Raw genomic sequence first — 18602 nt, 5'->3', positions numbered from 1 at the left:
ACCAGCATGACCATCGTTATCCACCACAACCCTGACTGCGGCACATCGCGCAACACGCTGGCGATGATCCGCGCCTCGGGCATCGAGCCGATCGTCATCGACTATCTCCAGACCGGCTGGACCAGGCCGCAACTGCAGGCGCTGTTCGCCGCCGCCGGCCTGACGCCGCGTCAGGCGCTGCGTGTGTCGAAGACTCCGGCGGAAGCCATGGGACTGACGGATCCGGCCGTCGACGACGAGGCGATCCTGGACGCGATGATCGCCGAGCCGGTGCTGGTCAACCGCCCGATCGTGGCTTCGCCTAAAGGCGTGCGGCTGTGCCGCCCGTCCGAGCTGGTTCTCGATCTTCTGGACAATGCCGACTTCGGCACCTTCACCAAGGAAGACGGCGAGATCGTTGGGTCAACGGCATGACCCATCGCGAGATCGACCCGCTCGATGTGGCGGATCTGCCCAACATCGAAGCCGGACAGCTGCGTCAGCTCGACGCCGGTGCGCTTGTCGCGCCGGGCGATCCGGGACACGCGCCGCGCATTTTGGTGCTGTACGGCTCGCTGCGCGAGCGGTCCTATTCCCGGCTGGCGGCGGAGGAGGGTGCGCGGGTGCTTCGCGCGCTCGGCGCGGAGGTGCGTTTCTTCGATCCGCATGATCTGCCGCTGCCCGACTCCGCCCTGCCCAGCCACCCGAAGGTGGTCGAGCTGCGCGAACTCGCGGTCTGGTCGGAGGGCATGGTCTGGTGCTCGCCGGAGCGGCACGGGGCCATGACCGGGGTGATGAAGGCGCAGATTGACTGGCTGCCGCTCTCGCTGGGCGGAGTGCGCCCGACCCAGGGCAAGACGCTGGCGGTCTGCCAGGTCTCCGGCGGGTCGCAGAGCTTCAACGCCGTCAACCAGATGCGCATTCTGGGCCGCTGGATGCGGATGGTGACCATCCCCAATCAGTCCTCTGTTCCCAAGGCCTTCGCCGAGTTCGAGGACAATGGCCGCATGAAGCCGTCGCCCTACTACAATCGAATCGTCGATGTGATGGAGGAACTCTGCAAGTTCACGCTGATGGTGCGCGGGCGGTCGGACTATCTGGTCGATCGCTATTCCGAGCGCGTCGAGACGGCCGAAGCAGTGTCGCGGCGGGTCAACCAGCGCGCCATCTGACCGGGCGTCCCCGCCGCAAGCCGGTCTGCGGTCTCAATCCTTTTGCCAGACGGCCAGAACCGCATAGTCGCGGTAAAGCCTGCGACTGCGGGTGAGGCCGCCATGAGCAATCGCCAGCCGCTCGAGTTCGGCATCCAGGTCGAGCCTCGGCGTCACGTGGAAACGGGCAAGCCACGCCTTGAGGGCGCGGCGGAACCAGACGGGCAGGCCGCGCTGGTCGCCGAAATCGACAATGTGAAGCTGACCGCCAGGAGCGAGCTTGGCGATGGCGCAGGAAAGCGCGGCCGTCCAGCCCGGAATCATCGACAGGCTGTAGGAGAACAAGATGCGGTCGAAGCCCTCGACCCCGAACAGGTCGCCGGCATCGAAACCGGTGGCGTCGCCCCTTGCGAGCATGATCCGTCTGTCGAGCCCGTTCCGCTCCACCATGTGCCGCGCCGACCTGAGCATTTCGCTGGAGATGTCGATGCCGAAAAGCCGCGCCTCGGGATAGAGCCTGGCGGCCGCAATCAGATTGCGCGCGGTTCCGCAGCCGATTTCGAGCACGGTGCCGCCTGGGGACGGTCTGAGGTCTGCGATCAGCCGGTCGCGTCCGAGCAGGTAGTAGCGGCGCGTGAAGTCGTAGATGTGGCGCTGGTGGCGATAGATGCCATCCATCAGCGAGCCGTTGGCGGGCGCGATCGCCATCTCAGCGTTTCACATGCAGGTGAAAGCCGCCATAGATCGCCGAGCGGTCGCGGGCACCAAGGTTCATGCTCCGGCTTTCGAGGTAGTCCCATTGGTCCAGAATGGCATCGGGCACCCGTCCGGGGAGCGGCGAGTCCGCGGCGGCGGTGCGGTAGATGACACGGGCGCCGGGCGCGGCGGTGCGGGTGATCTCGCCCCAGAGTTCGGAGATCTGCCGTGTCGTCATCCAGTCCTGGGCGTCGAGCAGCACGAAGGCGTGGATCGAGCCGTCGGCGCGGCGGGCAAGCAGGTCGGTTACGCTTTCGTTGACGATGGCCAGGCGGTCGGCATTGCGCCGCACCAATTCGAAATTGCGGCGTTCGAGATAGGGCGGCAGGCTGGCGTCCTCGCCGGGACCATAGCCGCGACCGAAGGCCTGCCAGGCGAAGTAGTTCTCCCTGATCGGGAAATCGCAGACCAGCTTTTCGGTGCGCTGCTTGAGCGCCTCGGCGACGCCGCCGGCATGGCCACCGGCCAGGGCTTCGTACTGGGCGGGCGGGATGCCGAGGCCGAACAGCGAGGCGCGCAGACTGGTGAGCGCCCGGAAGCTGCGGCTGTCAAAGACCGGGGCGATGCGGGTGTCGAAGAACTGCCGTTGCTCGGCCAGCGACGTGGCCGACAGCAGCTGTCGCGGATTGACCCCGTAGATCCTGCCCAGGATATGGGCCGTGCCGATGAAGCGGCCGAGCAGGCCGGTGCGGTAGAAGCCGCGCGCGAAGCGGGTGATGCGGCGGCGGCCGAAATCCTCGCGCCCGTCCCAATAGGCCCGCGTCTGGGTGTCGAGATGCGGGCGGATGTGCCGTTCGTAGAGGCGGATGTTGGATTTCAGGTCGGCGTGGCGAAGAAAATTGGCAAGCGAGGTGTGATCGGGCAGATGCCGGGCTGCGGCAACCTTCAGGCGGCCGAGCGCGACATGGGCCGGGGACAGGTCAACCGCGGTGACGGAGGCCGGGCTGGCGGTGAGATAGGAGAGCACGTTGCAGGAGCCCGAGGCGATGGCCACGACATGGTCGCCGGGGGTGAGTGCCAGCGCTTCCATGTCGATGAGCGGATCCTCCCAGATCTGCGGATAGACCAGGCCGCGAAAGGCGGCGGAAAAGGTGCGTTCCAGCAGGCCGGCCCTGGACATGGCCCTCGACCGGACCACGGCGCGGTTGATGCGGGCGCCAACGCCTGCGGGTTCGATCAGCGTCATGGCAGAGACTCCTCGGGGAGGCATTCGGGTTGATGGGACCGGTCAGGCTGCATTGCCGTGCACGTCGGCATAGGCCGGCGTCTCCGCATCGGCATCGGCGCCGACCGGCAGGACCAGGGCGCGGGGCAGGCGGGCGCGCTCGGCGAGCAGGTGCGACCAGTCGATGACCTCGATGCGCCCGTCGAAATGCTCGACCACGGCCGTGCAACTCTCCACCCAGTCGCCTGTGTTGATGTAGCGGATGCCGTTGCGGATATCGTTGGCGGCATGGTGGATGTGGCCGCAGACCACGCCATCGGCTCCGGCCTTGCGGGCCTCGTCGGCGAGCACCTCCTCGAAATCGGAGATGAAGCTGACGGCGCGCTTGACCTTCATCTTGGCCCAGCGCGAAAACGACCAGTAGCGCAGGCCGAAGAGCTTGCGGGAGCGGTTGTACCACTTGTTGCCCCACATCGAGAGGCCGTAGGCAATGTCACCCAACTGGGCGATCCAGCGGTGGTTGAGGACGACCATGTCGAACTCGTCGCCGTGGACGATGAGCAGCCTGGTGCCGTCGGCGGTGACATGCATGTGGCGTTCCAGCACTTCGATGCCGCCGAAATGAATGCCGGGATAGGAGCGCATCATCTCGTCGTGATTGCCGGGAATGTAGATCACCCGGCTGCCCTTGCGCGCCTGGCGCAGCAGCTTCTGCACCACGTCATTGTGCGCCTGGGGCCAGTAGAAGCCCTTGCGCTTCATGCGCCAGCAATCAATGATGTCGCCGACCAGATAGATGGTCTCGGCCTCGTGCTGGCGAAGGAAGTCGACCAGCATCTCCGCCTGGCAGTCCGGCGTGCCCAGATGCACATCCGAGATGAACAGGGTGCGGTAGGTCTTGGCTTGTAGCATCGCGCATCGGCCCCAACGTCATTCGATGGGACACCCTAAACACGATTCACTTCTCAGTTTTGTGACGGTCGCCTTCTTGGGGCTTGCCGGAGGGGTCCGGAGAGCCCCAACGAACCGCCCAATCGGCTTCGATCCGGCCGTTCTGGCCGGCGGCCGAAATGATACGGCTTCAAACTGTCATATTTACCGGGGGTTAACCCGCATGGGTAAGTTTCGGCCGGAGCGTCAGGCCGGAAGTCTGGTGTGCAGAATAAGCAAACCGCTGAATTTATGGAACAAACAAGATGGCCACTGGCTCTGTTTTCCGCGTATCCCGACAAGGTGGCGCCCGTCCGCCAGCGGTCGCCCGGCCCCGTGGGATGAGGTCGTGAGCTTCTCTCTCCGCCGCGAGCGCGAGGCCATCGAGGTGCGCAGGAAGCGCAAGGCGGGGGTCGAGGCTCTGTTCGGGGCCCTGATCCTCGGGGTCATCGCCACGGCGGCCGTCCTGGAGGCGGTGCGCTGGAAATTCGGCCCGGGACTCGAGGGCAACGGGTGGCTGTTTCCGGCAGGAAGCATCGCGCTGGCCACGTCGTTTGCAGCCTATGGCGGCATCTGGCTTGCCTTCAGTCGGCGCATCGACACCCTGCGCAAGATGCACACGGAAGCGGTAGCCCTGTCGCAACGGGATTCGCTGACCGGGACCTATATGCGCGATCACTTCGTTCGCAAGCTCAAGGCCGAATTGTCGGAGGCGGGGCGTTTCGGGCATGCGGCGCTGCTCGTGTTCGACATTGATCACTTCAAGCAGTTCAACGATACACACGGTCACAGTTTCGGTGACCAGGTGCTGCAGTTCTTCACCGCCTCCGTGCGCGAGGCGCTGCCCGGCGCAACCATCGGACGGCTCGGCGGCGACGAGTTCGCGCTGTTCCTCCGGCACAGCGATCCGCTGACCCGCACCTATCTGGACAGTGCATGCCAGACCTTGCTGGCCCTTCTCGCCTCCGGCCTCGCCGTGGGGCCGCGACGGCTCGCCATCACGGCGTCGATCGGCATCGCGCTGGCGCCCGAGCACGGCAAGTCCTGCGCGACGCTGATGTCGAAGGCCGACATGGCGATGTATCTTTCAAAGAAGAACGGCCGCGCCTGCTGGACCTATTTCGATGAAACGATGCTGACGGACGCCCGCAACGAACGGGCGCTGGAGCGCGAACTGCGGGCGGCGATCCTGCTGGGACATTTCCGCATTGCCTACCAGCCCATCGTCGATGGCAAGGGCGAGGTGGTGGCGATGGAGGCCTTGCTGCGCTGGCAGCACCAGCTGCGCGGCACGATCGCCCCGGACGTGTTCATCCCGATCGCCGAGCAGTCCTCCCTGATCCACGATCTGGGGCTGATGGTGCTCGAAATGGTCTGCCGCGACATGCCGCTGCTGCCGGCGGTGCCGATCAATGTCAATATTTCCGCCAAGCAACTGCGGCTGCCGGACCTGCTTGCCCAGTACCTGGCGATCCTGGCCACGCACGGCATCGATCCGTCGCAAATCGTGATCGAGATCACCGAAAGCGCCTCGCTGACGGCAAATGCGAAGATCATTGCCGCAATCACTGCCATTCGCGCGGCCGGCTTCAAGGTGGCCCTCGATGATTTCGGCATGGGCTATTCGGAGTTCAACCAGCTCAGGCATCTGCCCTACGACACCATCAAGATCGACAAGAGCTACATCCGCAACCTGGGCCAGGATGCAGTGACGGACATCTTCGTCAATGCGGTCGTCGAGATTGCGCGGACCTTCGGCAAGTCCGTGGTGGCGGAAGGAATCGAAAGCGAGGATGACAGGATCCGGGCCGGCATCGCCGGCTGCACCTGCTTCCAGGGCTATCACTACGGCAGGCCGGCATTCCTCGAGGCCGGGCCCATGTCGCTGGCCATGATCGCCGCCGAGCCGGGGGCGGAACGTCTCCTCGCCTGACCACGCCGCCCGGAGGCTTCAGGGCATGCCGGCATCGTCGCCGATCAGGAATTCCATGCGGTCGGCGGCAAAGCGGGTCTCAGCGTACTGGATCGGGATTGCATCGGGGTCGATGTTGATGGAGCGGGTGAGCAGGATAATCGCGCCCGGCGACAATGACAGATGTTGCAGGTCGTCGGCTTCGGCATGCACCGCCGTGATCATTGTCGTCTTTCGCGTGTAATCCGGGACTCCGAAGGCGGCGAGGGCGCGGGTTATCGATCCGGTGTCGCCGTAGCGCGCCGCGATGCCGCCGAAGCGCTTGGCGTCGAACCACGATATCGCCCGCGACACGGCCACGTCGTCGGCGCTCGACACCGTTTCCAGCCGCTCGACCGGCGCGCCGGCTTCAAGGCACAGGGCGCGAGCGACATCGGGTCCGGCAGGCTCGACGCCGGCGTCGAGAAGCCGTCCACGGCGGATCAGGGTCTGATCGCCCAAACCCTCCGAGAACCGGGTGCGCCGGCCGATCGGATAGCGCAGCCGCCTGCGGCTGGCGAGAAATGTGCCCCGGCCCTGCTCGGCACGCAGGATGCCCTCCTTCTCCAGGGCGGCGACCGCGGCGCGAACCGTGTGCCGGTTGACTCCGAAGCGGCCGGCAAGGGCGGTTTCCGGCGGCAACTGGTCGCCCGGGGTCAGATGCGGGAGCAGGGTCTGGCGGATGCCGTCGGCGACCTGGCGCCATAGGGCGATGCCGGAGCGGCGCTGCAGGGGAACTGTCATCGGCCCATCAAATCCTCTGGTGCGCGAAAGCCATCGGGTTTATGATCGAACATCCCCTGTCACAGCCTTGTCATGCGTGGCGGATACATATGGACTTACACATGCGGTTGTCTAGAACAATAGACAAATAGGATTGATCATGCAACAGCCTTCCTCCGAACTTCACGGCCCCGGGCATCCGGAGGCGCTTTCTCCGGCTGCACGGATGCGGCAAAGGCGCCTTTCGGTGCTGGCACAGGCTCCGTTGCCGCGAATGGCGGCGCTCTGGCGCAAGACCGGGCTGGATCCGGATATCGAAATCCTGCGCGGTCCGGAAAACGGACTGGTGGCGCTCCGCGGGCGGATCGGCGGCACCGGCCAGCCGTTCCAGGTGGGCGAGGCCTCGGCGACGCGGGTGACGGTGCGGATCATCGGCGGGGCGGTCGGGCATGCCATGATCACCGGCCGCGACAATGCCCGCGCCCAGCTCGCGGCAACGCTCGACGCTCTTGCCGAAGACCCCGCGCTCACCGATCGGATTGAACAGGAAGTGATCGCTCCGCTGGAAGCAGAGGCTGCCGCGCGTGACGCGGCGCTTGGCGCCGAGGTGGCGGCGACCCGGGTGAACTTCTTCACCCTCGTGCGGGGAGATGACTGATGGTCCACGCGGCTTACGAGGGCGGTTTCGCCAATTCGGTGCTCGGTTCGCAGGGGCTGTTCCGCACTCTGATGGATGCCATGGCGCGGCCCGGCACTGTCCACCCCGTGACGACGCTGGCAAGCCCGCCTGCCGGACTGAATTCGACCGCCGGCGCGATCCTGCTGAGCCTGTGCGATGCCGACACGTCGGTCTGGCTCACTCCGGATCTGGCCAGGAATTCGGAGGTCCGCGAGTGGCTCGGCTTTCATGCCGGCGCGCCGGTCACCGGTGACAAGGCCGCAGCCGACTTCGCCGTCATTGCCGACCCGTGCAGACTGCTCGATCTCGGCGCCTTCGCGCTCGGCACTCAGGAGTATCCCGACCGTTCAACAACGCTGATCATCGCCGTGGAGGCTCTGACGGGTGGCGACCTGATGGAGCTTGAAGGCCCGGGCATCGATGGCCGCATCGGCATTGCGCCCAAGCCGCTGCCGCCTGGCTTCACCGCGCAATGGGCGGCCAACCGGGCGCGGTTTCCGCGCGGCATCGACCTGATCTTCGCCGCCCCGGATGCCATTGCCTGCATGCCGCGCTCGTCGCGCATCATCAACCAGCCGGGGGTCTGACATGTATGTTGCCGTCAAGGGCGGAGAAGCCGCCATCGCCAATGCCCACAGATTGCTGGCAAGCCGCCGCCGGGGCGACGCGTCGGTTCCGGCGCTGACGCTGGAGCAGATTGCAGGCCAGCTGGCACTGGGCGTGGACCGGGTGATGGGCGAGGGCTCGCTTTACGATCCCGAACTTGCCGCTCTCGCCATCAAGCAGTCGCGCGGCGATCTGATCGAAGCCGTTTTCCTGTTGCGCGCCTACCGCACGACGCTGCCGCGCTTCGGCTATTCGGAACCGGTCGATACCGGCGCCATGGTGATCGAGCGCCGCGTCTCGGCCGTGTTCAAGGATCTTCCCGGCGGCCAGCTGCTGGGGCCGACCTTCGATTACACCCATCGCCTGCTCGATCCGGAGCTGGCGGGCGACCACCCGGTGGCCGAGCCGGTCCGAGGCGAGGCGCCATCCGAGAAGGCGCTGCGCGTCTCCGACATTCTTGCCGGCGATGGCCTGATCGAGGAGAACCTGCCCTCCGAAGAAGACTCCGACGTGGCCGACATCACCCGCACAGCGCTGGAGTTTCCGCTCGGCCGCGACGCCCGGCTGCAGGCGCTGGCCCGCGGCGACGAGGGCTTTCTGCTGGCGCTCGGTTATTCGACCCAGCGGGGCTATGCCCGCAGCCATCCCTTTGCGGGAGAGATCCGCATCGGCGAGGTGGCGGTCGAGATGGTGCTGCCGGAACTGGGCTTCGCCGTCTGCATCGGCCGGGTGCGGCTCACCGAATGCCAGATGGTCAACCAGTTCAAGGGATCGGCCAAGGTGCCGCCGCAGTTCACGACCGGCTACGGCCTGGTCTTCGGCCAGGCCGAGCGCAAGGCGATGGCGATGGCGCTGTGCGACCGGGCGCTGAGGGCCGCCGAACTCGGCGAGGACATCACCGCGCCCGCGCAGGACGAGGAGTTCGTCATCTCGCATTCCGACAATGTGCAGGCGACCGGCTTCGTCGAGCATCTGAAACTGCCGCACTATGTCGACTTCCAGGCCGAACTGGACCTGGTGCGCCGCATGCGCGCCGAGCACGCCGCTGCCCAGGCCACGGGACGCCAGGACATAGCCACCGACGCCAGCAGGGAGGCCGCCGAATGAGCGCCCAGATCGCGACCGACGCCGCACCGGCGATCGCCAGTTACAATTTCGCCTATCTCGACGAGCAGACCAAGCGGATGATCCGCCGCGCCATTCTCAAGGCGATCGCCATTCCCGGCTACCAGGTACCCTTCGCCTCCCGCGAGATGCCGATGCCCTATGGCTGGGGAACCGGAGGGGTGCAGGTGACGGCGGCGATCATCGGGCCCGAGGACGTGCTCAAGGTGATCGACCAGGGCGCCGACGACACCACCAATGCGGTGTCGATCCGGGCCTTTTTCGCCAAGGTCGCCAATGTCGCCACCACCACGCGGACCATGGAGGCCACCATCATCCAGACCCGGCACCGCATCCCCGAGACGAAGCTGTCGGCGGGGCAGGTGCTGGTCTACCAGGTGCCTATCCCAGAACCGCTGCGGTTCCTCGAGCCGCGCGAGACCGAGACGCGCAAGATGCACGCGCTGGAGGAATATGGCCTCATGCATGTCAAGCTCTACGAGGACATTGCCCGCCACGGCGAGATCTCGACCACCTACGCGTATCCGGTGATGGTCGAGGGCCGCTACGTGATGGACCCGTCTCCGACGCCGAAGTTCGACAATCCGAAGATGCACCGCTCCGAGGCGCTGCAGCTGTTCGGCGCGGGCCGCGAGAAGCGGATCTACGCCGTGCCGCCGTTCACCGAGGTTGTCAGCCTCGATTTCGAAGACCATCCCTTCGAGATCCAGACATTCGACAGGCCCTGCGCGCTGTGCGCGGCGGAGAATGTCTATCTCGACGAGGTGGTGCTCGATGACAGCGGCGGACGGATGTTCGTCTGTTCAGACACCGATCACTGCGAGGACCGCCGGGCGCAGGGCCATCGCGGCGAAATGGCAGGGCATCCACTGGAGACAGCCAAATGAGCGACGAGATCCTGATCGAAGGTGATGCCGGTTTTGCCGCCGTCGCCGCTTCGGAACGGCCGCTGCTCTCGGTTTCCGGGCTCAGCAAGATCTATGGCGCCCGCATCGGCTGCATCGATGTCAGCTTCGATGTCTGGCCGGGCGAAGTGCTTGCGATCGTCGGCGAATCGGGCTCCGGCAAGACGACGCTGCTCAACTGCATATCCAGCCGGCTGGCGCCGACCACCGGCACGGTGAGCTACCAGATGCGCGATGGGCGGATGGGCGACGTCTTCCGGATGAGCGAGGCCGAGCGCCGGCACCTGATGCGCACCGACTGGGGCTTCGTGCACCAGAACCCGATCGACGGTCTGAGGATGTCGGTCTCGGCCGGGGCCAATGTCGGCGAACGGCTCATGGCGGTCGGCCAGCGCCATTACGGCAGTATCCGCGCCGAGGCCAGCGAATGGCTGGGCCGGGTCGAGATCGATGCCGACCGGATCGACGACCAGCCGCGGGCCTTTTCCGGCGGCATGCGGCAGCGGCTGCAGATCGCCCGAAACCTGGTCACCGAGCCGCGGCTGGTGTTCATGGACGAGCCCACGGGCGGCCTCGACGTCTCCGTGCAGGCGCGGCTGCTCGATCTCCTGCGCGGGCTGGTCTCCGATCTCGGCCTTTCGGTGATCATCGTCACCCACGACCTGGCGGTGGCGCGGCTCCTGTCGGACCGCATATTGGTGATGAAGGAGGGCAGGGTGATCGAATCCGGGCTCACCGACCGGGTGCTCGACGACCCGCGCGCGCCCTATACCCAGCTCCTCGTCTCCTCGATCCTGCAGGTGTGACCATGTCCCCGATCCTCGTTGTCTCCGAAGTCGCCAAGGGATTCGTCATGCATCTGCGCGGCGGGCTCGAACTGCCGGTGGTGCGCCATGTCGGCTTCTCGCTGTCGGAAGGGGAGTGCGCCGTGCTCGGCGGACCGTCCGGCGTCGGCAAGAGCTCGATCCTGAAGATGCTATATGGCAATTACGGCGTCGATGCAGGCCAGATCCTGGTCCGCCACCATGAAAGGTTTGTCGATGTCGCCAGCGCCGGCCCGCGTCAGGTGCTGGCGGTGCGGCGCGACACGATCGGCTATGTCAGCCAGTTCCTGCGCGCGGTGCCGCGGGTCTCGGCGCTTGACGTGGCGGCAGAGCCGCTGGTGATGCGCGGCACGGCCGCCGAGGAGGCCCGCAGGCAGGCGGGCGCGCTGTTCGAACAGCTCAACCTGCCCGAACGGCTGTGGTCGCTGCCGCCGGCGACCTTTTCCGGCGGCGAGCAGCAGCGGGTCAACATCGCCCGCGGCTTCATCACCGACCATCCGGTGCTGCTGCTCGACGAGCCCACGGCGTCGCTTGATGCCACCAATCGCGACGTGGTCATCGAGCTGATCCGCGCCAAGAAGCGCGCCGGCGTGGCATTGCTCGGCATCTTCCACGACGGCGAGGTGCGCGATGCCGTGGCCGACCGCATCATCGACGTCTCCGCCTTCGCTCCCGAGAGGACGGCAGCATGACCCGCCTGTCCGAGACCCCGCTGATCGATCCCACCGCCGTGGTCACGGCCTCGACCGCCGGCCGCTACACCGAGATCGCCGAGCGCTGCACCGTGAGCGAGACCGAACTGGGCGACTATTCCTACATGATGCGCGAATGCGAGGTCTGGGCGGCGAAGATCGGCAAGTTCGTCAACATCGCCAGCCATGTGCGCATCAACGCCACCAACCATCCGGTCTGGCGGGCGACGCTGCACCATTTCACCTACCGCGCGGGCGACTATTTCGAGGGCGCCAGCCACGAGGAGGATTTCTTCGCCTGGCGACGCGAGAACGGTGTCGTCATCGGCCATGACGTCTGGATCGGCCATGGCGCCACCGTCCTGCCCGGCGTCAAGGTCGGCAATGGCGCCGTCATCGGCGCAGGCGCCGTGGTCTCGCGCGATGTCGATCCCTACATGATCGTCGGCGGCGTGCCGGCAAGGCTGATCCGGCCTCGGTTCGAGAACGGCCTCGGCGCGCGCATGGATGCGCTCGGCTGGTGGGACTGGGAGCATGAAAAGCTCCACGCGGCGCTCGAGGATTTCCGGCTGCTATCGGCTGAGGAATTCGTCGACCGCCACGAGACCTGACGCCGGCCGTCCCGCATCGGTGGGTTCCAGGTCATGTGCGTCAAGTTCTGCAGGTCGGGGTCAGCTCACTTGAGGGGAGGGGTTGGGGTGGGGCTATGAGACCACCGGAACACTCCGCCCCCGCGGTTTGCATCGCGACCCCCACCCGGATCAGCTTCGCTGCGCTCGCTTCTCCCTGGGCGAGCCACGGGTCTCGCCCGTCCTCCGGCCCCCCTCAAGCGGGAGGCGGTGCGGGCCGCGGTTTCAGCATGTCCACATTTCCCCTGTGGGAGAGGAAGCAATTTCAGCGTCTTAATGCAGTTAAGCGCTAGAAATTGCAGGTGAGGAGGCGTTGCCGCGCGCCGCTTGGCCTTCGTGCTCAGCATCTTCATTCAGGCTCCCGCCTTCAAACACGGGTGAGCCCTCCCAAATGTTAATCTCGTAGCCGGGCACCCGGGACCGATCACTCGGCCGCGATCCGCGACGACGCACAACCGACGTCATCCGACACGCAGATCCCGGCATAGCTGCTGGTGATGAGCCATTTGGTGAGGTTGCGCGCCATGATCTGGTGGCCGACGAGACTGATCCGTCCCGCCGCGATCTCGGTCTCGAAGCTGCTGTGACCCATCCAGGCGGATGTCAGCGCCCGCAACTCGCTGATGATGAAGAGATCGACGGGAAACCCCTGGTCGGCATAGCAGAGGTCGGGTTCGATGCCGGGCTTGAAGACCAGCCAGTAGCTGACGGGCGCGCCCGGCGGGTGCTTGAGGGTGAACTGGATCACGCAGGCGTGCTGCGGCAGTTCGAGCCTGTTGATCTTGCGGCGGATGTTCCACATCAGCAGCCTTGCGTCGAGATGATCGAGCGACACCTCGCTGCGGATGTTGCGATGCGCCCATTCTCCGAGCTGGCGCACCACGGGCTCAAGTTCATCGGCCAGCGGCGTGGTGAGGTATTCCGAAAAATCCTTGGTGCGGCCGGCGACTCTCATCACCAGGCCCTTGGCCTCCATGTCGCGCAGCCGCTTGGAGAGCAGGCCGGGGGACATGCCGGGAACGCCGCGCTGGATCTGGTTGAAGCGCGTCGAGCCGGACCACAATTCGCACAGCACCAGCAGGGTCCAGCGCGGCTCGATGATCTCGGCCGCCATGGCGACCGGGCAAAACAGCGGGTAGGCGGTCTCCGACATGATCGCACCTGTCAGTTGAAGCATTGGCGGAGGGTCTCACGGCGCGCGACGGCGGTCCAGTACGGAAACTGTAGCGGTTTCCTACAGTTTCTGAACTGGCGCGGCATGGGCCGCATCGGCCAGTCTGCACCTGTCTGAAACAGGAGATAGCAAAATGCCGTTGGTCGACATCGAAGTGATTGAAGGTGTGTTCGACACCGCCCAGAAGGCGCAGATGATCGAAAAGGTCACCAATGCCATGGTGGAGGTGGAAGGCGAGGCGATGCGCGGCGTCACCTGGGTCCGCGTCAAGGAGATCCGCAGCGGCCAGTGGGGCATCGGCGGCAACACGCCGAGTGCCGCCGACATCCGGGCGATGGCGTCCAAGTGATGCCCGGCGGGCCGGGCAGCCTTTGCCCGGCCCGCCGACGCCCTGACCGGACCCGGTGCGCCGCTCCGGCCAAGCCGCCGTCGGGATGTTGCTTGCCTGCAGGCGCATAACCTTCTAGCTTGCTTTCGCCGGGCGAAAAGCGGCGGCATGAAATTGCAAGGCAAGAGCATGATCAAACAGACCTATTCAAAGCCGACACTGACGAAATCCAGGTTGAACCTGCAGTCAGCCACCGCGGTCGCCCCCCCGACGGGATCGCCTCCCCCTTGACCGCAGAATCCTGATCCGGGCTGACAATTGCGCCGCACGCATGGCTCGGGCGGAGCCTTAGGCCGTGAGTTGCGACGGACCGGTCTCACCGCCGCCGGTGGTGCTGCGGGCGTGCGGCTGCACAGCAGCCTGGGGACTCTTCTATGGGGACTGGTCGCCAACCCCATTCTGAGCCTTGACCTTCCGAATATAAAAAATTAGAATATGCGCATATTGCCTGCGGGACTTCACCCGCAGACCTGGAGATCGACCATGAACAAGCGCGTCTACGCGAAGCCCGCCCTGATGAAATCAAGCCTCACGCTGCAGGCAGTGACGGCCGGCGCCTTCGTGAGCGGCGACAAGTAACGACTGTCTCGGTGCCCGTTCGGTTGTGGAACCGGCGGGTCTAGGCAAGCCGGCATTGTCAGATGTCGGCGGTTCCAGGGAGGCAGGATGACAAAGCGCGAGTACACCAAGCCGACATTGGCGAAATCGAAGCTGACATTGCAGGCGGTGACGGCGGACGTGCCGATGACCGGCTACAGATGAGCGCTGAGCGGCATATGGTTGCCCCCGCGGAATGAGATGAAGCGCGTTCATTCGAGGCCGGCTCTGTCTAAATCCAGCGGGACACCCCAGACGGTGATTCCCGGCGCATCCTGAAGCCGGCGGTCGCGGCGGCCGCTAATCGCCGCCCTGCCACCGATCCTCGAAGACCAGATCCTCCAACGCCAGGCGCGTGTTCCAGCCCTTGACCTCGAGCTCGGGCTTTTCATAGAGCTCATCGACATAGCCGAGGCACAGAAAGGCGACGATCTCGATGCGCTCGGGAATGGCGAGCAGGGCCTTGAGATCGGCATCGCGAAAGATCGAGACCCAGCCCATGCCGATTCCCTCGGCGCGTGCAGCGAGCCAGAGATTCTGCACCGCGCAGACGGTCGAGTAGAGGTCCATCGCCGGATTGTGGGTGCGGCCGAGCACCACGTCGCCATTGCGAGAGCGGTCGCAAGTCACGCAGATGCTGAGCGGCGCCTTGCGAATGCCCTCCAGTTTCAGCGACTTGTATTTCGACTGCCGCGCCTCGGGAAACATCGCTACGGCCTCGTCATTGGCTGACTTGAATGCCTTCCAGATCCGCTCGCGCTCGGCTTGTGCACGTATGATGATGAAATTCCACGGCTGCATGAAGCCGACCGACGGTGCGTGATGGGCGGCGTCGAGCAAGCGCTGCACGATGGCGTCGGGTATGGGCCGGGGCAGGAACTGGTCGCGGACGTCGCGGCGGGTGTGGATGGCCTTGTAGACGGCATCGCGGTCGGCATCGGAAAACGGGCCGGCGGGCGCCAGCATGGATGTCGTGTGCATTGTTCGATCCCCAACAACACTCGAAAACCCGGTTCCGCTGTCCATGCGGAGCAGGCTGTGACATCTGGCCGGTCTTCTGACTGAGGATCACCTGAGCCCACGCGCCTTCCCGGTTTCCCAGTGGCATGCCACGCGGGCCCATCACCATCACAGCGTTGGGCACGTCCCGGAATTGAGCCGGATTCCCGATTCTCCCGCGCAAACGGGCACCAGATGGCGGCATAGGCGCACGCCGAAAGCGGGAAGGCAAGGGCGAAATCGCTCTTGCCGGAAGGCGACGGGGCGGTCGCTGTGGAGCTTTGCAAAACTGACATCAAACCGACATGCCCAGTTCACACCGCTGCGATAGGCCAGAGTTCGACAGGGGATGATCCCCGACGAGCGGAAGGAACCTTGCCGATGCTGGAACTGACAGGCGTAAGCCGACGATTTGGCACCCATACCGCAGTGGATTCCGTGACGCTGTCGATCCCCGAAGGCCAGATGGTGGGTGTCATCGGTCGCTCCGGCGCCGGCAAGTCGACGCTTCTGAGAATGATCAACCGCCTGACGGCGCCTAGCGACGGCGAGATCCGGTTCAAGGGCAAGCCGGTGTCCTCATTGACCGGGACATCGCTGCGCAACTGGCAGCGCGATTGCGCCATGATCTTCCAGCAGTTCAACCTCGTTCCGCGTCTCGACGTGCTGACCAATGTCATGCTCGGACGGCTCAACCACCGCTCGACCGTGCTCAACATGCTGTCGATCTTTTCGCCGCAGGAGCGCGCGATGGCCCTGATGGCGCTGGAGCGTCTCGGCATCGTGCAGACGGCGCTGCAGATGGCCGGCACGCTGTCGGGCGGCCAACAGCAGCGCGTCGCCATCGCCCGCGCCCTGCTGCAGCAGCCCAAGCTCATTCTCGCCGACGAGCCGATCGCCTCGCTCGACCCGTTGAACGCGCAGATCGTCATGGATGCGCTGCGCGACATCAATAGCCAGGACGGCATCACCGTGATCACCAACCTTCATACGCTCGACACGGCGCGCACCTACTGTGAGCGCATCATCGGCATGGCAGGCGGCAAGGTGGTGTTCGACGGCGCGCCCGGCGAACTGAGCACCGAAGCGGTCAGGATGATCTACGGCGCCGGCAATGACGGCGCAGAGATCTCCGAAGCGATCACCTCGACGTCGATCACGCCGCGCCCGGCTGCCGTGCAGCCGACCAAATCCACCGGACCGCTGCAAGCGGCGCACCGCGCCAAGGCAAGGTCCGGGATCGCCTTGCCCGCGTAACGGGCCACATTCCCACGGAAAACCGGCAGGACGCCGGACCGAACCAGGAGCAGATCCATGTTCAAGACCCTTCTTCTCGCGGCAGCCTCGCTCGCCGCGCTCTCCGCCTCCATGCCCGCTCACGCCGAAGACCTGAAGGAATTCCGGATCGGCATCCTCGGCGGTGAAAACGAAGCCGACCGTCTGCGCAGCTTCCAGTGCATGACCGACAAACTGCCGGAAGTTCTCGGCGTGGAGAAGGTCTCGCTGTTCCCCGCAGCCGACTACGACGGCGTCATCCAGGGCCTGCTCGGCGGTACGCTCGACTATGCCGAGCTTGGCGCTTCGGGTTATGCCAAGATCTACCTTGAGAACAAGGATGCCGTCGAGCCGATCCTGACCACCGTCCAGACCGATGGTTCCAAGGGCTATCACTCGGTGATGGTGGCGCGCGCCGATTCCGACATCAAGACGCTTGCCGACATGAAGGGCAAGAAGCTCGGGTTTGCCGATCCTGACTCCACCTCCGGATACCTGATCCCTTCCGTTACCCTGCCTGCCGACATCGGCGCGCCTGTCGACCAGTTCTTCGCCTCCACCGGCTTCGGCGGCGGTCACGAGCAACTGGTGCTCGAAGTGCTCAAGGGCACCTTCGATGCCGGCACCACCTGGGCTTCGGGCGTCGGCGACTTCAAGGACGGCTACACCTCGGGCAACCTGCGCAAGATGGTCGACAAGGGCGTGCTGAAGATGGACGACCTGGTCGAGCTGTGGCAGTCGCCGCTGATCCCGAACGGCCCGATCGTCGTTCGCACCAGCATGGACGCCGACATGAAGACCAAGTTCAAGGACTTCATGGTCGCGCTTCCGGAAAGCGATCCGGCCTGCTTCTCGGCCATTCAGGGTGGCGACTACAAGGGCTACACGGAAGTCAATCCGTCCTTCTATGACGCCATCATCGCGGCCCGCAAGGCCCAGATCGGCTCCTGAGACCGCCGGCCCAATGAAAGGCCGCCGGGTCCCTGACCCGGCGGCTTTCCCGCATGGTGAGCGAAGCGGCGCGCCATTTCGCAAATGACCGCGCCGCGGTACTCGGAGACACCGGTTCCAGATGACCTCCACAGCACAAGCCCTGCCGCCCATGCCCAAGCCGCAGCTCTCTCCCGAGAGCCAGATGATGGCGCGGCACTGGGACGAGATGACCAGCCGCAAGCGGCTCTATTCCGCAGGCGGGCTTCTCGTCCTGCTGCTGGCAATGGGCGGCTCGATCTGGTTTGCCAACGACTCGAATTCCGGCAAGTTCTTCGATCGACTTCCCCACCTGTTCGATTTCTTCATCGACATGCAGCCGCGCGACTGGCTGGAGCCGTGGCGGGCGCTGTTCGACCTCGTCTCGCCCTATGACGACGGCAGCCTGAAATATGACTATCCCGCAGGCCGGGTGTACCTGACGAGCACGCTCTATGCGCCGGAATATTTCTACAAGATGCTCGAGACCCTCAACATCGCCATCCTGTCGACGCTTGTCGGGTTCGGTTTCGCCTTCGTCTTCTGTTTCGCCGCGGCAAAAAACCTTGCCATCAGCCCCTGGCTGCGCTTTTGCGTGCGGCGGCTGATGGAAGTGCTGCGGGCGTTCCCGGAAATCGTCATCGCCGGCTTCTTCCTCGCAGTCTTTTCCCTCGGGCCGATCCCGGCCATCATCGCGGTGTCGATCCACACCGTCGGCGCGCTCGGCAAAATGTTCTTCGAGGTGGTGGAGAACGCCGACATGCGCCCCGACGAGGGCCTGCGTGCCGTCGGCGGCAGCTGGATCGAGCGGGTATGGTTCGGCATCGTGCCGCAGATCATGCCGAATTTCATGAGCTATTTCCTGCTCAGGCTGGAGATCAATGTCCGTGCCTCGACCATTCTCGGCGCCGTGGGCGCCGGCGGCATCGGCGAGCAATTGCGCCTGTCGATCTCGCGCGGCCATGAGGCCAAGACCATCGCCATCATCTTCCTGTTGTTCTGCACCATCGTCGCGGTGGACCAGTTCTCGGCCTGGCTGCGCAAGCGGCTGGTCGGGGCGCAGGCGTTCCAGTTCGGACACTGAC

20 protein-coding genes and 1 riboswitch are annotated in these 18602 nt (G+C 65.3%); of the genes, 14 read left to right on the top strand and 6 right to left on the bottom strand.

Features of this window, described 5'->3' with window-relative positions; all coding sequences use genetic code 11:
• Positions 1-6: 6 nt before the first annotated feature.
• Positions 7-414: an arsenate reductase (glutaredoxin) gene (gene arsC, locus DFR52_RS16305; RefSeq protein WP_110033065.1), complete on the top strand. Its 408-nt coding sequence runs from the start codon at positions 7-9 to the stop codon at positions 412-414.
• Positions 411-1151 (top strand): arsenical resistance protein ArsH, encoded by a 741-nt coding sequence (gene arsH, locus DFR52_RS16300; RefSeq protein ID WP_110033064.1) that lies wholly within the window; start codon positions 411-413, stop codon positions 1149-1151. The genes arsC and arsH overlap by 4 nt, the downstream gene beginning before the upstream one ends.
• A 33-nt stretch (positions 1152-1184) precedes the next feature.
• On the opposite strand, the gene DFR52_RS16295 is transcribed toward arsH, so the two are convergent.
• The 3 genes from DFR52_RS16295 to DFR52_RS16285 are packed head-to-tail and all read right to left on the bottom strand — an operon-like array spanning position 1185 to position 3963.
• A complete protein-coding gene (locus DFR52_RS16295; protein WP_110033063.1) occupies positions 1185-1838 on the bottom strand; it encodes a class I SAM-dependent methyltransferase in 654 nt (217 codons plus the stop codon).
• Between the two features lies 1 nt (position 1839).
• Positions 1840-3072, bottom strand: a complete 1233-nt coding sequence (locus DFR52_RS16290) for a BtaA family protein (protein WP_110033062.1) — start codon at positions 3070-3072, stop codon at positions 1840-1842.
• Positions 3073-3114: 42 nt separating this feature from the next.
• On the bottom strand, positions 3115-3963 hold the full coding sequence (locus tag DFR52_RS16285) for a UDP-2,3-diacylglucosamine diphosphatase (RefSeq protein ID WP_110033061.1): 849 nt from the start codon (positions 3961-3963) through the stop codon (positions 3115-3117).
• 367 nt (positions 3964-4330) lie between these two features.
• Between DFR52_RS16285 and DFR52_RS16280 the strand changes: the two genes are divergently transcribed.
• A complete protein-coding gene (locus tag DFR52_RS16280; RefSeq protein ID WP_158284981.1) occupies positions 4331-5914 on the top strand; it encodes a putative bifunctional diguanylate cyclase/phosphodiesterase in 1584 nt (527 codons plus the stop codon).
• 18 nt (positions 5915-5932) lie between these two features.
• Here DFR52_RS16280 and phnF read toward each other — a convergent pair whose 3' ends face one another.
• Positions 5933-6676: a phosphonate metabolism transcriptional regulator PhnF gene (phnF, locus tag DFR52_RS16275; RefSeq protein ID WP_110033059.1), complete on the bottom strand. Its 744-nt coding sequence runs from the start codon at positions 6674-6676 to the stop codon at positions 5933-5935.
• A 139-nt stretch (positions 6677-6815) separates the two neighbouring features.
• Between phnF and phnG the strand changes: the two genes are divergently transcribed.
• Genes phnG through DFR52_RS16240 form a run of 7 tightly spaced genes read left to right on the top strand, consistent with a single transcriptional unit; the run spans position 6816 to position 12097 of the window.
• Entirely contained in the window at positions 6816-7313 is a 498-nt protein-coding gene (gene phnG, locus DFR52_RS16270; protein ID WP_425351212.1) for a phosphonate C-P lyase system protein PhnG, read from the top strand.
• Positions 7313-7921: a phosphonate C-P lyase system protein PhnH gene (phnH, locus tag DFR52_RS16265; protein WP_110033057.1), complete on the top strand. Its 609-nt coding sequence runs from the start codon at positions 7313-7315 to the stop codon at positions 7919-7921. Before phnG ends, phnH begins: the two co-directional genes overlap by 1 nt.
• 1 nt (position 7922) lies before the next feature.
• Positions 7923-9047 (top strand): carbon-phosphorus lyase complex subunit, encoded by a 1125-nt coding sequence (locus DFR52_RS16260; RefSeq protein WP_110033056.1) that lies wholly within the window; start codon positions 7923-7925, stop codon positions 9045-9047.
• A complete protein-coding gene (locus DFR52_RS16255) occupies positions 9044-9952 on the top strand; it encodes an alpha-D-ribose 1-methylphosphonate 5-phosphate C-P-lyase PhnJ (RefSeq protein ID WP_110033055.1) in 909 nt (302 codons plus the stop codon). Before DFR52_RS16260 ends, DFR52_RS16255 begins: the two co-directional genes overlap by 4 nt.
• Positions 9949-10776, top strand: a complete 828-nt coding sequence (gene phnK, locus DFR52_RS16250) for a phosphonate C-P lyase system protein PhnK (RefSeq protein WP_110033054.1) — start codon at positions 9949-9951, stop codon at positions 10774-10776. The genes DFR52_RS16255 and phnK overlap by 4 nt, the downstream gene beginning before the upstream one ends.
• Positions 10777-10778: 2 nt before the next feature.
• Positions 10779-11486 carry a phosphonate C-P lyase system protein PhnL gene (gene phnL / locus DFR52_RS16245; RefSeq protein ID WP_110033053.1) on the top strand — a complete coding sequence of 236 codons (708 nt, stop codon included), beginning with the start codon at positions 10779-10781 and terminating at the stop codon, positions 11484-11486.
• Positions 11483-12097 (top strand): DapH/DapD/GlmU-related protein, encoded by a 615-nt coding sequence (locus DFR52_RS16240; protein WP_110033052.1) that lies wholly within the window; start codon positions 11483-11485, stop codon positions 12095-12097. Before phnL ends, DFR52_RS16240 begins: the two co-directional genes overlap by 4 nt.
• A gap of 442 nt (positions 12098-12539) precedes the next feature.
• On the opposite strand, the gene DFR52_RS16235 is transcribed toward DFR52_RS16240, so the two are convergent.
• Positions 12540-13292: a winged helix-turn-helix transcriptional regulator gene (locus tag DFR52_RS16235; RefSeq protein WP_245415374.1), complete on the bottom strand. Its 753-nt coding sequence runs from the start codon at positions 13290-13292 to the stop codon at positions 12540-12542.
• 130 nt (positions 13293-13422) lie between these two features.
• On the opposite strand from DFR52_RS16235, the gene DFR52_RS16230 reads away from it, so the two are divergent.
• Positions 13423-13638: a tautomerase family protein gene (locus DFR52_RS16230; protein WP_110033051.1), complete on the top strand. Its 216-nt coding sequence runs from the start codon at positions 13423-13425 to the stop codon at positions 13636-13638.
• A 936-nt stretch (positions 13639-14574) separates the two neighbouring features.
• Here DFR52_RS16230 and bluB read toward each other — a convergent pair.
• A complete protein-coding gene (gene bluB / locus DFR52_RS16225) occupies positions 14575-15255 on the bottom strand; it encodes a 5,6-dimethylbenzimidazole synthase (RefSeq protein ID WP_110033050.1) in 681 nt (226 codons plus the stop codon).
• 49 nt (positions 15256-15304) lie between these two features.
• A riboswitch (cobalamin riboswitch) is annotated at positions 15305-15484 on the bottom strand.
• A 170-nt stretch (positions 15485-15654) separates the two neighbouring features.
• Here bluB and phnC point away from each other — a divergent pair.
• The 3 genes from phnC (at position 15655) to phnE (ending at position 18601) form a co-directional block, all read left to right on the top strand.
• Entirely contained in the window at positions 15655-16530 is an 876-nt protein-coding gene (gene phnC, locus DFR52_RS16220) for a phosphonate ABC transporter ATP-binding protein (protein ID WP_110033049.1), read from the top strand.
• Positions 16531-16587: 57 nt separating this feature from the next.
• A complete protein-coding gene (gene phnD / locus DFR52_RS16215; RefSeq protein WP_110033048.1) occupies positions 16588-17499 on the top strand; it encodes a phosphonate ABC transporter substrate-binding protein in 912 nt (303 codons plus the stop codon).
• A 121-nt stretch (positions 17500-17620) separates the two neighbouring features.
• Positions 17621-18601, top strand: a complete 981-nt coding sequence (gene phnE / locus DFR52_RS16210) for a phosphonate ABC transporter, permease protein PhnE (RefSeq protein ID WP_425351209.1) — start codon at positions 17621-17623, stop codon at positions 18599-18601.
• The last annotated feature ends 1 nt before the right edge of the window (position 18602 follow it).

Source organism: Hoeflea marina, from assembly GCF_003182275.1.
In the GTDB taxonomy this organism is placed as follows: Bacteria; Pseudomonadota; Alphaproteobacteria; order Rhizobiales; family Rhizobiaceae; genus Hoeflea; species Hoeflea marina.
This window is presented reverse-complemented; position numbering and strand designations above follow the sequence as displayed.

What these genes read in the sequence shown, in the direction of transcription:
- arsC (WP_110033065.1), top strand. Translation starts at nt 7, where the DNA reads ATGACCATCGTTATCCACCACAACCCTGACTGCGGCACATCGCGCAAC.
- arsH (WP_110033064.1), top strand. Translation starts at nt 411, where the DNA reads ATGACCCATCGCGAGATCGACCCGCTCGATGTGGCGGATCTGCCCAAC.
- DFR52_RS16295 (WP_110033063.1), bottom strand. Translation starts at nt 1,838, where the DNA reads ATGGCGATCGCGCCCGCCAACGGCTCGCTGATGGATGGCATCTATCGC.
- DFR52_RS16290 (WP_110033062.1), bottom strand. Translation starts at nt 3,072, where the DNA reads ATGACGCTGATCGAACCCGCAGGCGTTGGCGCCCGCATCAACCGCGCC.
- DFR52_RS16285 (WP_110033061.1), bottom strand. Translation starts at nt 3,963, where the DNA reads ATGCTACAAGCCAAGACCTACCGCACCCTGTTCATCTCGGATGTGCAT.
- phnF (WP_110033059.1), bottom strand. Translation starts at nt 6,676, where the DNA reads ATGACAGTTCCCCTGCAGCGCCGCTCCGGCATCGCCCTATGGCGCCAG.
- phnG (WP_425351212.1), top strand. Translation starts at nt 6,816, where the DNA reads ATGCAACAGCCTTCCTCCGAACTTCACGGCCCCGGGCATCCGGAGGCG.
- phnH (WP_110033057.1), top strand. Translation starts at nt 7,313, where the DNA reads ATGGTCCACGCGGCTTACGAGGGCGGTTTCGCCAATTCGGTGCTCGGT.
- DFR52_RS16260 (WP_110033056.1), top strand. Translation starts at nt 7,923, where the DNA reads ATGTATGTTGCCGTCAAGGGCGGAGAAGCCGCCATCGCCAATGCCCAC.
- DFR52_RS16255 (WP_110033055.1), top strand. Translation starts at nt 9,044, where the DNA reads ATGAGCGCCCAGATCGCGACCGACGCCGCACCGGCGATCGCCAGTTAC.
- phnK (WP_110033054.1), top strand. Translation starts at nt 9,949, where the DNA reads ATGAGCGACGAGATCCTGATCGAAGGTGATGCCGGTTTTGCCGCCGTC.
- phnL (WP_110033053.1), top strand. Translation starts at nt 10,779, where the DNA reads ATGTCCCCGATCCTCGTTGTCTCCGAAGTCGCCAAGGGATTCGTCATG.
- DFR52_RS16240 (WP_110033052.1), top strand. Translation starts at nt 11,483, where the DNA reads ATGACCCGCCTGTCCGAGACCCCGCTGATCGATCCCACCGCCGTGGTC.
- DFR52_RS16235 (WP_245415374.1), bottom strand. Translation starts at nt 13,292, where the DNA reads ATGCTTCAACTGACAGGTGCGATCATGTCGGAGACCGCCTACCCGCTG.
- DFR52_RS16230 (WP_110033051.1), top strand. Translation starts at nt 13,423, where the DNA reads ATGCCGTTGGTCGACATCGAAGTGATTGAAGGTGTGTTCGACACCGCC.
- bluB (WP_110033050.1), bottom strand. Translation starts at nt 15,255, where the DNA reads ATGCACACGACATCCATGCTGGCGCCCGCCGGCCCGTTTTCCGATGCC.
- phnC (WP_110033049.1), top strand. Translation starts at nt 15,655, where the DNA reads ATGCTGGAACTGACAGGCGTAAGCCGACGATTTGGCACCCATACCGCA.
- phnD (WP_110033048.1), top strand. Translation starts at nt 16,588, where the DNA reads ATGTTCAAGACCCTTCTTCTCGCGGCAGCCTCGCTCGCCGCGCTCTCC.
- phnE (WP_425351209.1), top strand. Translation starts at nt 17,621, where the DNA reads ATGACCTCCACAGCACAAGCCCTGCCGCCCATGCCCAAGCCGCAGCTC.